16 protein-coding genes are annotated in these 11,465 nt (G+C 27.9%); 1 reads left to right on the top strand and 15 read right to left on the bottom strand.

Annotated elements, in window-relative coordinates; genetic code table 11:
- Nucleotides 1–26: 26 nt before the first annotated feature.
- The 10 genes from ftsL to FQB35_RS05895 form a co-directional block, all read right to left on the bottom strand.
- A complete protein-coding gene (ftsL, locus tag FQB35_RS05940) occupies nt 27–530 on the bottom strand; it encodes a cell division protein FtsL (protein WP_148809101.1) in 504 nt (167 codons plus the stop codon).
- A 21-nt stretch (nt 531–551) separates the two neighbouring features.
- The gene (gene rsmH / locus FQB35_RS05935; protein ID WP_148809100.1) at nt 552–1,487 is read right to left on the bottom strand and encodes a 16S rRNA (cytosine(1402)-N(4))-methyltransferase RsmH; all 936 of its coding nucleotides are present in this window, start codon (nt 1,485–1,487) and stop codon (nt 552–554) included.
- A gap of 57 nt (nt 1,488–1,544) precedes the next feature.
- Nucleotides 1,545–1,976, bottom strand: a complete 432-nt coding sequence (mraZ, locus tag FQB35_RS05930) for a division/cell wall cluster transcriptional repressor MraZ (protein WP_148809099.1) — start codon at nt 1,974–1,976, stop codon at nt 1,545–1,547.
- Nucleotides 1,977–2,166: 190 nt separating this feature from the next.
- On the bottom strand, nt 2,167–2,310 hold the full coding sequence (locus FQB35_RS05925; protein WP_148809098.1) for an aspartyl-phosphate phosphatase Spo0E family protein: 144 nt from the start codon (nt 2,308–2,310) through the stop codon (nt 2,167–2,169).
- Nucleotides 2,311–2,457: 147 nt separating this feature from the next.
- Complete coding sequence (lgt, locus tag FQB35_RS05920) at nt 2,458–3,195, bottom strand: prolipoprotein diacylglyceryl transferase (RefSeq protein ID WP_148809097.1); 738 nt, start codon at nt 3,193–3,195, stop codon at nt 2,458–2,460.
- 79 nt (nt 3,196–3,274) lie between these two features.
- Nucleotides 3,275–4,570 carry an EF-P 5-aminopentanol modification-associated protein YfmH gene (gene yfmH, locus FQB35_RS05915; protein ID WP_207707354.1) on the bottom strand — a complete coding sequence of 432 codons (1,296 nt, stop codon included), beginning with the start codon at nt 4,568–4,570 and terminating at the stop codon, nt 3,275–3,277.
- Nucleotides 4,571–4,572: 2 nt separating this feature from the next.
- Complete coding sequence (yfmF, locus tag FQB35_RS05910) at nt 4,573–5,853, bottom strand: EF-P 5-aminopentanol modification-associated protein YfmF (protein WP_168198258.1); 1,281 nt, start codon at nt 5,851–5,853, stop codon at nt 4,573–4,575.
- A 117-nt stretch (nt 5,854–5,970) separates the two neighbouring features.
- Nucleotides 5,971–6,378, bottom strand: a complete 408-nt coding sequence (locus FQB35_RS05905; protein WP_148809095.1) for a hypothetical protein — start codon at nt 6,376–6,378, stop codon at nt 5,971–5,973.
- Nucleotides 6,362–7,156 (bottom strand): ferrochelatase, encoded by a 795-nt coding sequence (locus FQB35_RS05900; RefSeq protein WP_231701892.1) that lies wholly within the window; start codon nt 7,154–7,156, stop codon nt 6,362–6,364. Before FQB35_RS05900 ends, FQB35_RS05905 begins: the two co-directional genes overlap by 17 nt.
- A 104-nt stretch (nt 7,157–7,260) precedes the next feature.
- On the bottom strand, nt 7,261–7,473 hold the full coding sequence (locus FQB35_RS05895) for a hypothetical protein (protein ID WP_207707353.1): 213 nt from the start codon (nt 7,471–7,473) through the stop codon (nt 7,261–7,263).
- 156 nt (nt 7,474–7,629) lie between these two features.
- Here FQB35_RS05895 and ychF point away from each other — a divergent pair, with 156 nt between their 5' ends.
- Complete coding sequence (gene ychF / locus FQB35_RS05890) at nt 7,630–8,721, top strand: redox-regulated ATPase YchF (protein WP_148809093.1); 1,092 nt, start codon at nt 7,630–7,632, stop codon at nt 8,719–8,721.
- Between the two features lie 60 nt (nt 8,722–8,781).
- Here the strand turns inward: ychF and pduL are convergent, their stop codons facing one another.
- From pduL to FQB35_RS05870, 5 genes are all read right to left on the bottom strand, one after another.
- Nucleotides 8,782–9,357 carry a phosphate propanoyltransferase gene (pduL, locus tag FQB35_RS05885; protein ID WP_148809092.1) on the bottom strand — a complete coding sequence of 192 codons (576 nt, stop codon included), beginning with the start codon at nt 9,355–9,357 and terminating at the stop codon, nt 8,782–8,784.
- Nucleotides 9,358–9,479: 122 nt separating this feature from the next.
- Nucleotides 9,480–10,052, bottom strand: coding sequence for a flavodoxin family protein (locus FQB35_RS05880; RefSeq protein WP_148809091.1), 573 nt, complete (start codon nt 10,050–10,052; stop codon nt 9,480–9,482).
- 146 nt (nt 10,053–10,198) lie between these two features.
- Nucleotides 10,199–10,372 carry a hypothetical protein gene (locus FQB35_RS15805; RefSeq protein ID WP_168198257.1) on the bottom strand — a complete coding sequence of 58 codons (174 nt, stop codon included), beginning with the start codon at nt 10,370–10,372 and terminating at the stop codon, nt 10,199–10,201.
- Nucleotides 10,373–10,450: 78 nt separating this feature from the next.
- Nucleotides 10,451–10,990, bottom strand: a complete 540-nt coding sequence (gene hpt / locus FQB35_RS05875) for a hypoxanthine phosphoribosyltransferase (RefSeq protein WP_148809090.1) — start codon at nt 10,988–10,990, stop codon at nt 10,451–10,453.
- A gap of 79 nt (nt 10,991–11,069) precedes the next feature.
- The gene (locus tag FQB35_RS05870) at nt 11,070–11,414 is read right to left on the bottom strand and encodes a YkvA family protein (RefSeq protein WP_148809089.1); all 345 of its coding nucleotides are present in this window, start codon (nt 11,412–11,414) and stop codon (nt 11,070–11,072) included.
- Nucleotides 11,415–11,465 lie beyond the last annotated feature (51 nt).

Here is an 11,465-nt window from a genome sequence, read left to right as displayed (position 1 = left end):
ACTGTCCCCCCTATTTTGAATCCAATCTAATCTAATAGTGCAAGAATCTTATTAATTTTTCCTTTTACACTTGTTAACAAACTAGTATCGTTCATATTTTTATTTGCTTCTTTTTTTTCTTCATTTGATCTATTTACAATATTATCACTATTTATATTTAAATATACCATCTGTTCTTTTTTTACAAATTGCATTCCTAACTCTTCTTTTGCCTTTTTTTCGATAATATCACTTCTCTTTATGCCTTCAACTTCAACTCTCAAATTTTCAATATGTGCTTCTAACTGTTTTATTTCCTTGTTTAAGCCGTTAATTTTATATTTTAACTCTGTAAGCTTCACATATCCAAATATGATTCCTATACATAAACTTGCAATGACTATTAAACTAAAAATCATTTGTAGTTTATGAATAGCTTTTATTTCTTTGTTTTTTTTGTTCTTAATCTCTTTATACTGTTTCTGCTTTTTATCTTCTGCTTGTTCTTCAAGATAATTATATTTTCTTTGTGCTAATACCAAATTATTCACCCCTTCCCCCTTTTAGAACTTTTAAAGTTTTTCTGCTACTCTAAGTTTTGCACTTCTAGAACGTGGATTCATTTCTAATTCTTTCGATGATGGCAGAATTGGTTTTTTTGTTATTCTCTTTAAAATTGCTTTTCCTTTGCATTGACATATTGGATATTCAGGCGGACACTTACATGCAGTACTTAAATCTTTAAAAACATTTTTAATAATTCTATCTTCTAAGGAATGAAATGTAATAATGCAAATTCGACCACCAGGATTTAAAACTTCTGATATATCACGAATGGTTTGCTCTAGTATACCTAGTTCATTATTTACTTCTATTCTGATAGCTTGAAAAGTACGTTTTGCCGGATGTGGGCCAGTACGTCTTGCTGAAGCTGGAATAGCATTTTTTATTATTTCAACTAATTCTCCCGTAGTATTAATTTGTTTTTTACTTCTTTCCTTAACAATATAATTTGCTATCCTCTTTGCCCATCTTTCTTCTCCATACTCTTTTATAATTCGTTCCAATTCTTTCTCATCATAATTGTTCACCACATCTTTTGCATTAAAATCTTTTCTTTGATCCATTCTCATGTCTAAAGGTGCATCTTGCATATATGAAAAACCTCTACTTGCTTCATCCAACTGATAAGATGACACCCCTAAATCAAGTACAACCCCATCAATACCTTTAATATTTTTCTCAAATAATATATTCTTTATATTTGAAAAATTATCATGCACAAAAATCTTTCTATTCTCATATTTTCCCAATCTATTTCCTGCAGCATTTAACGCATCTTCATCTTGATCTATTCCAATAAACAATCCATTTTCGCTTAATTTTTTACATATTTCAGATGCATGACCTCCGCCTCCTAATGTGCCATCTACATAAATTCCTTCCGATTTTATATTAAGATTTTCAATTGTCTCTTCTAGTAGTACTGATACATGTTCAAAATTCAAATTGTCACCTGCTTTCTTAGTTTTAAAAGTAGTATCTGTCTTTCTTTAATAAAATATTTAGATTCCTAGCTCAACCATTTTTTCAGCAATATCATCATAGCTTAAATCAGCAGTTTCATTATAAAGTTCCCACTGTTGCTTACTCCAAATTTCTACCCTTGTTGAAACCCCAATTGTTACAATCTCCTTATCAACCTTAGCATGATTTCTTAAGTTTGGTGGAATGGTTATTCTTCCTTGTTTATCTAATTCACATTCCGTTGCTCCTGAAAAAAAGAATCTTACAAAAGCTCTAGCATCTCTACTTGTTAAAGGTAATTGTTTGAGCTTGTTTTCAAGGTTTTTCCATTCTTCTTGTGGATACACAAACAGACAGTTGTCTAACCCCTTTGTTATTATAAACTTTTCTCCCAATTCTTCTCGAAATTTAGAAGGGATAATTACTCTTCCCTTTGTATCAATTGTATGAAAATATTCTCCAATAAACACATTTCCCACCCCATTTTGGGAAAAAGCCACCACTTTCCACCACTTCTCACCACTTCTAAATTATTTCTATAACTTTATAAAAAATCCTTCTAGTGAAATCTATTTTTTTATAGGTATAAAATACTATTTAAAACAATAATAAAAACCTTTAAGCTCAAAATACTTAAAGGTTTCATCTAAACCATTATATTTATTTAATCATTTTATTTTTATAAAAAGCAACAATAAGTTTATCTAACTCAACACTGATATTATAAATTTCTTCATAGTTGTATTCTAATTCTATAAGATGGTTCAACTTATACTGTAATTTTTCTATATTCCCTTTTGGCATCTCTACACCCCATAATCTATCAATTTGTTCACAAAATTTAACACAAATATATAGTATTATGATTTAAAAAATATGTCAATTGTATAATATGACAATCATGTTACAATTCAATTACATTTATCGTCAGTATATACTTTTTCAACAAATTCAGCCTATTTTAGACGTATTTTTTCTACCAATATAGATAATAGTACCTGCTAATAAAATAGCTGTTATGCTTACCAGTTGAGCTACTCTAAATGGTCCAAGCATTAAACTATCTACCCTTAAGCCTTCAATAAAAAATCTTGCTACAGAATATAAAGCTGCATAAAATAAAATCAATTCACCTTCAAATTTTTTCCTTTTATCATACCAAATCAAAAAACAAAACACTAAAAAATCCCATATTGATTCATATAGAAATGTTGGGTGTACTTTTACACCATTTATCATAATTCCCCAAGGTAAATCTGTCGGTCCTCCATAAGCTTCTTGATTTACGAAATTTCCCCATCTTCCTATTGCTTGTCCTAATATGATACTTGGAGCACATATGTCTGCCATTTTTCTAAATGAAATGTTCTGCTTCTTGCAATAAAGATAACCTACCAAAACCCCTCCTATAACTCCTCCATGGATTGCTAAGCCTCCTCCTCGGATGTTTAAAATACTAAAAATATCTCCAGCATAATATTTCCAATTAAAAATTACATAATAAGCTCTTGCTCCAATGATTGCTGAAGGAATTGCAAATAGGAGTAAATCAAGAACCTTTTCTTCAGAAATATTTTCTTTTTTCGCTCTTTTTATTGCTATTATTGTTCCTAATACCATTCCTATTGAAATAATAATTCCATACCATCTTATCTCTAATCCGAACAACTTAAAAGCTACTGGATCCAAATCAAATCACTCCTTTAAAATATTTTGGTTGTCAGAAATACTGACAACCATTAAATCTATTATAATTAATTTTATTATTTTATTCAAAGGTTTTTGGACTTATAATAGACAAGATACATCTTTTAGCATTAAAATGTTCTTTGAATCTATCTTGAATAGTTTCAAATTTTATGTTCTTTAATGCTTCAATATAATCAAAAATATTTATATTTTTAAAATGATAGGCTACAAAAGTCGTTGCTACAAATTCTACAGAATTATAATAACTTAAATGCTGCCCTATGTGTTTCTTTTTAATTCTTTCAAAATCTTCTCTACTTAATCCTTTATTTTTCATATTTTCTATATATTCTAGTACTTTATCTAAAACTTTTTTAGGATTTTTAGATTCTCCTCCTAACATAGAATATCCATAATCTATCTCCCCTGTATATTCATTTTCAAAAGTGTCATTAATCAATCCTTCTTCGTAAAGGCTCGTATACAAATCTGAACTTTTGCCAAATAACATGTCTAATAATATTTTTGTAGATATATCTTTATCTAAAAGAGCACGACCATTCAAACCATTATTTGTATCCTTAAAAGCTATATTGAATAAAGGAATAGATACATCTAGTTGTTCTTCAATAATATTTTGTACTACTGTATCTGGTTCATCTGGATAAATTCTTTCTATTTTCTTTTCTACTTTTTCTTCTTTTTTTTGATTTTTTTCTATTATAGAAAAGACCTTATTCTCATCTACATCTCCTATAACAAAGATAATCATGTTTGATGGATCATAAAAAGTATTATAACACTTATATAAATCTTCTTTTGTTATTTTAGAAATACTCTCAATCGTTCCTGCAATATCAATTTTTACTGGATGATTATGATACATAGCTTTTAATGCATTAAAAAATACTTTCCAGTTTGGGTTATCATCATACATCTTTATTTCTTGTCCAATGATCCCTTTTTCCTTCTCTACATTTTCATCAGTAAAATAAGGAGACTGTACAAACTTTACTAGAAGCTCTAAGTTCTCATAAAACCTATCTGTAGATGAAAATAAATAGCAAGTTGAAGTAAAATTTGTGTAAGCATTTACATTTGAACCTAGTTCAGCAAACTTATCAAATATATTTCCTTCAGCTTCTTCAAATAACTTATGTTCCAAAAAATGCGCTATTCCATCAGTAACTTTTGTTACCTCACTTTCTCCAGGCACAATAAATTTACTGTCATTAGAACCATAATTTGTTGCAAATATTGCATATTGTTTTGTATAACCTTCCTTTGGCATAAAAAATATTTTTAAACCATTTTGTAATTCTTTTAATACCATTTTTTCTTTTAACAGTTTACTTTCAATTTGTTTAATTGTCATATTTATCGAACCTCCCCTTTACCTTTTAGGAAGTATATTGTATCTAATTTAATGGATTTTCCTGCTGTAATAATTTGTTCTTTATCTACTGTTCTAATCTTTTTAATCATCTCATCCAATGTATCCTCATTATTACTTATAGCTTGGCTAAAATAAAAATCAGCAAGCATATAAGGACTATCTGTCATGGATCGAATAGAAGTAATAATTGAATTTTTAGCACTTTCTATATCTTCATTAGAAAAATTACCACTATTCATCTCTTCCATTTGCTGTTTGATTAATGAAACTGTTTTGTCATAATTATTAAATTCTATGCCTGAACCAATTAACATTAATGACTTAAATTTTTCTACCCTTGAAAATATATAATAGCAAAGGCTTTCTTTTTCTCTTACATTTTTGAAAAGCTTTGAGTTAGGTCCTCCCCCAAAGATATTTGAATATACCAACAAAGGATAATAAAGTTCACTTTCAAAAGGTATATTAGTTCTATATCCAAGATTTAACTTTCCTTGATTTATATCCATCTCATCCTCAATAATTTTTACATCATCAGGAATACATTCAATCTTCTCTCTTTCTACTGATATTACTCCTTCTTGCTTAAAATTAAGCTTTTTTGCAATTAAACTTTCCATTTCTTTTTCATCAAAATCTCCAACGACACAAATATCAATAGGTGTAGAATGAATAATTTTTTTATAGTGCTCATATAAAGATTCATTTGAAATGTTTTTTAAATCCTCTATACTTCCATATTCATACAAAGAATAATTCTCATTTTTGCACATTTCTTCTATACATCGCTCATACGAATATTTCATTTTATCATTTTTGCGTCCCTCAATCTTTTTAATTAAATTTTCTTTTTCTTGGTCTACATAATCTTTTTTAAAGCAACCATCTACCAAATACGGATCATGTATAAACTCATTTAGAATCTGCATACCTTTTATGAATACCTCTTTGTCCTCTACATATTTGTCATTCACAAGCTGCATTCTAAACTGAATAATGTTTCTTTCACCTTTTTTTGCTACATCACACCCTATAAAAGCACCATACAGTCCCTCTAATGCTTTAGAAATTTCCTTTGAGCTTATGTAGCTTTTCGTACCTCTCGGTAATACCATAGATAATAAAGCATTTTTTGTAACTTCTTCCTTTACTAATGGTCTTTGAAAATATACACTTACTAAGTTAGTTTTAAATTTATCAGTTTTGATCATATGTAATTTTATTTTTTTCCCTATTTTTATAGTTTTCAATCTATTTAGCAAATTTATCCCTCCTTGGTTTATTTTCCCTAATCTATTTATAACGTAAATTCGCATGCTTGTCACTATTTATTATAGTTTATGTTATCCATTATATACACATTTATGCTTTCTTTATTGCTATTCATTCCACTTTTCTACATTCATTAGTCTTATTCTAAATTCTAATTCTTCTATAAGCAAATCACTTTCTCCCCATCCTTTTATATAGCAAATATCTATATCTTCTGTCCTTTTGAATTTTTCAATGAATCTTTCCAATTTATATTGATTTTCTATTTTATCAGTAATATCATTTACCCCTATTAATAATATTTTTCCAACACCATATTGTTGGAGTTCTCCTATAACTTTTTTTATTTCTAACTCATGAAAGTCCAATCCTGTAAATTTTATTTTCCTATCCTCAAAACCATTTTCAATAAGCAATGTTTTTATCTTTTCCATAAATGATTGTTCTTGATTAATTACTTTCGCATCAAAATTTTCTCTATTCATACTTTCAGAATCTCTAGCTATTAAAAACAATTCCTACCTCATTCTTTTTAGAGTTTATTTTGCATACTTGTTTTACAATAGATTTTGCAGTTTTTTCACTATCCCAAAGAGGCGACATAAATTTTAACATACCGTTACTAGCATATAAATTTTCCATTTCTAAGTCATAGACAGCTCGTTTATAAGCTTTTGATTCTGTCAAAAAAATTGGTGCAACAATAACCTTACTATAATTTTCTTTTATTATTTTTTCATAAATTATTTCTTTATAATATGGTTTGTTATTTAAATAAGCAACATAAACATCATACCCCTCATCTAAGTGCTTTAACAGCTTTTCCCTTAAATTTTTACTTATATCATTGTATCTACTGATTCCTATGTGCTCATAAGCTCTTTTGTACTGGTACAATCTAAAAGGAATATAAATTCTATTTTTTAAGTTATCATTAGTATGCATATTTTTCAAAAGAACAGGTAAATCATACCTTTCCGGTTCTCCATCAAACAATAATAATACAGCTGTATTTTCATTCTTACTAATAGTACTTGGTTCCTTTTTAATATCATTTTTGTATTCAAAAAAAAACAAAATATAACTACATAAAATAATTCCTAAAACAATTCCAGTAAATACAGTACAATGACACTTCATAGTAATTTTTTTTATATTCCTTATATAGGTATAAATAAACAAAGTTATCATAATAATTGAAAATCTTTCGAGCATACCAAAAGATACAAAATAACATAAAATAAATATAGCAAATATAATAGACAAAAAAAACGTTTTTATATTTTCTATCATTTTCAAAAAAATTCACCTCCTATTTCATTCTATTGATTTTTTCAATTAAATATGAAAAAAGATAGGATCAACTGTCCTATCTTTCTCTTAATCATAATGCTTTATTAATGAATAGCTTTATATATCGATGTGATTTCCTCTTGCTTTGTTGTTGGTAACTTTACTTTTAACTCTCTAATCATTTCATCATCAATGCTAACTCTATCAGTTTCTCCTAATATTCTAGCACAAATATTCCTGCTAATATGTTCATCTCTATGATTATCTACATAATAAAGAATTTCTTTGATTTGCTCTTTTCTGTCTATTTTTTTCACCTTCCCTTTTATTTTTATAAATAGTATAAGTATTTTATTTAAATATATTCTATTTATATAGGTATATAATTTGTTTTTGTTGAACTACTCAACTTTATCAGTTATAATTTAATTTGTATAAAAATCACATAGATCGTTTGAAAGGAAGAGTTACGAATGAAATTAGGTATCGTTGGTTTACCAAACGTAGGAAAAAGTACACTGTTTAATGCTATCACAAAAGCTGGTGCTGAATCAGCAAACTATCCATTTTGTACCATAGAACCAAATGTTGGCGTTGTTTCCGTTCCTGATAAAAGACTAGAAATATTAAGAGAAATGTATGATTCGCAAAAAGTAGTTCCTACTGCTATTGAATTTTACGATATTGCAGGTCTTGTAAAAGGAGCAAGCAAAGGAGAAGGTTTAGGAAATAAATTCTTATCTCATATCCGTGAAGTTGCGGCAATTATTCATGTAGTAAGATGTTTTGAAGATGAAAATATTGTACATGTAGAAGGTAGCGTAGGTCCCTTAAGAGATATTGAAACAATAAATTTAGAATTAATTTTTTCAGACATCGAAGTAATTGATCGAAGAATTCAAAAAACAAAAAAATTACTTAAAGGTGATAAATCTTTACAAAAAGAATTAGATTTATTAGAACGAATCAAACAAACTCTTGAAGAAGGAAAATCTGCTAGAACTCTAGATTTAACAGAAGATGAACAAGAAATGATAAAAGGATTTAGTTTGTTATCTTATAAGCCAATCATTTATGTTGCCAACGTTTCTGAAGAAGATTTATTAGAAGATAATGATAACGCAATGGTTCAAGAAGTAAGAAAACATGCTAAAACTGAAAATGCAGAAGTTGTTGTAGTATGTGCTAAAATTGAATCAGAAATATCAGAGCTTGATGATGAAGAAAAAGCTCAATTTTTAGAAGAATTAGGACTTGAAGAATCTGGCCTTGATAAATTAATCAAAGCTGGATATAGATTGCTTGGTCTTATAAGTTTCTTAACAGCTGGTCCACAAGAAGTAAGAGCATGGACTATAAAAATAGGTACAAAAGCACCTCAAGCAGCTGGAAAGATTCACACAGATATAGAAAGAGGATTTATCAGAGCTGAAACCATTAGCTTTGATAACTTAGTTGCAGCAGGAAGCATGGCAAATGCAAAGGAAAAGGGTCTAGTAAGACTAGAAGGAAAAGATTATGTCGTACAAGATGGAGATGTAATATTGTTTAGATTTAACGTGTAAATAAAAATTAATAAGTATATAAAAAAGAATGGCACAAAAGCCATTCTTTTCATTTATAAACTATTTTAAAACCTCAAGCATATCACCATTCTTAATGCCTGCAGCGTTTCCTTCGTCCATATCAACGTGCATTTCAAGTGCATATGTTGGATGTACTCTTACCAACACATTTTCAAAAATCATTCCTCTTTTACCTTCAACTTTTACTTTAACAATATCCTTATCTTTTACCCCAAATTTCTCTGCATCTGAAGTATGCATATGAATATGTCTAGCAGCTGCAATAACCCCTTCTTCAATTGTTACTTCACCTTTTGGTCCAACAATTTTCGCTCCTGGGCTTCCTGCTAAATCTCCAGAATCTCTTACTGGTGGTTTTACTCCTAAAACAAATCCATCTGCAAGAGAGATCTCAATTTGAGTTTTTCCTCTTGCTGGTCCTAAAATTCTTACTCCTTTAAGTGTTCCTTTTGGTCCAACAATATCAACTTTTTCATTACAAGCGTATTGTCCAGGCTGACTTAAATCTTTAAATTTTGTTAACTCGTAACCTTCTCCAAATAAAATTTCAATATGTTCTTGACTTAAGTGAAGATGTCTATTGGATAATCCAACAGGCACAAAATTGTTTGACATAAAAATTCACTCCTTCGTTTATATGTAATGATTTATGTATAGGTAACTATAGCAATACGAATACATTATATCACATATATAGTTTTATCAAAATGAATAATTATAATTTTTCGAGCAATTAATTAAATTTCAGCTAATTTTTTCCCCATTTCAAAAGCTTTTTTAAGTACATCAGGCCGATCTTTAACAAATACATCATCTGTATGATCTATAAGAAAATTATACTTATATTCTGTATTTATTGCTTTAAAAAATAGATCCATTACAAGAGTAGCACCTAAATAACCATTTTCTTTTTGCACTCCACCAGCAGTACAAATAAACATTCCCATTCTCTTTTTATATCTATCAATAGATGGATTATTTAAAACATATTTACTAGACCAAAACACTTGACATCTATCTATCATAGTTTTTGTAATACTCGTCACAGAATTAAAATATAAAGGAGAAGCCACCACAACAATATCAGCTTTATCAAATTTATCATATATTTTCTGCATATCATCCTTTATATAGCAAATACCTGTTTTTGCACAAGCATAACAAGATATGCACGGTTTAATATTTAATTTTTTAAGTTCAATCTTTTCAACAAAAACCTTTTTATGTTCTAATCCTTCTATTACCTTGTTTAATATTATATCTGTATTCATTTTATTTCTTGGACTTCCTAAAATAACTAATGCCTTCAAAAAAATATCCTCCTATAAAATCAATTAATAAAGTTAAAATATTGATTACTTATATATTATAAGTATAATATGTACATAAAACAATAGACTAAAACAATAAAAAGATACTATATCAAAAAGAACCACTTAGTGGTTCTTTTTAAATACTATGCCATTGCTCTCTCTAGCTTATCTAAATATTGAAGAGGAAACATTCTTAATAATTCTTTGAATTGATCAACCGTTAATCCTTGAGTAGTAGTATATATTCTTATTTTTTCATCAACATTTGCATTTCTAAATCTTTCTTTGATTTCTTCAAAATTTGGATTCTGTACCATTATATCACTCCTATACTTTTTGAATAAGTTTCGGTATTAGTATAGGAATTAAAGAATTTTTTTATTCTTTAAGATCACTTATTTTTCATAAACTTCTCTCTTTAAAGTAGCTACATATGGAAGATTTCTATATTTTTCAGCATAATCAATTCCATATCCAATAATAAATTCATCTGGTATATCAAATCCTTTGTAATCAATATTAATATCGACTTTTCTTCTTTCAGGCTTATCTAATAATGTACAAATTTTTAAGCTTTTTGGCTTTCTAGATAATAAATTTTCACATAAATAGTGCAATGTAAGTCCTGTATCTATAATATCCTCTATAATAATCACATGTTTGTCTTCTATACTTTGATCTAAATCTTTTAAAATTTTTACAACCCCTGAACTTTCTGTTGATAAACCATAACTAGATACAGCCATAAAATCAATTGTCACTGGTATGTCTATTTTTCGCATTAAATCACTCATAAAAATATTTGCACCCTTAAGAACACCTATTAATATCAAATCTTTTCCTTCATAATCTTTCGTAATTTGCTTTCCTAATTCAGCTACTTTTTCTTCAATTTCTTGTTCTGAAAATAAAATTTGTGCTACATCTAATTTCAAAGCATTCACCTCTCTTATTTTTGATAAGGTTATTATAACATAATTCATTATTATGTGTATATTATTTTTAAATATCTAATTAATGTTCGTGTTCATCATGTACTTTATATTCTACATCTTCAATAATCTTCTCTTTATTAAATTTTCCATAATCTTTTTCTATATATTTATCTAATTGGTCTGATATTTTTGAAATAATATATACCATTAATACAGCATCATCTATAAATCCAAAGCCTAAAATAGGATCTGAAATAATATCTATAGGACTAATGACATATATTAATCCACCTATAAGCATTATTTTTTTGTAAAATGATACATTAGGATCCTTTATTAGTTTATGCAGTACACCTATTCTTTTAAACGGTTTTGAAATGGATTTTAAAACATTCATATCGGTATAGAATCTCTTTTGAATCATCTCCACCCTCTTTCCATTTGTATAAATCTTTAAAACATTTCATATAATTAT

Source organism: Crassaminicella thermophila (genome assembly GCF_008152325.1).
GTDB classification, from domain to species: domain Bacteria; phylum Bacillota; class Clostridia; order Peptostreptococcales; family Thermotaleaceae; genus Crassaminicella_A; species Crassaminicella_A thermophila.
The sequence above is the reverse complement of the archived record's forward strand: the minus strand, read 5'-3'. Positions and strand labels throughout refer to the sequence as shown.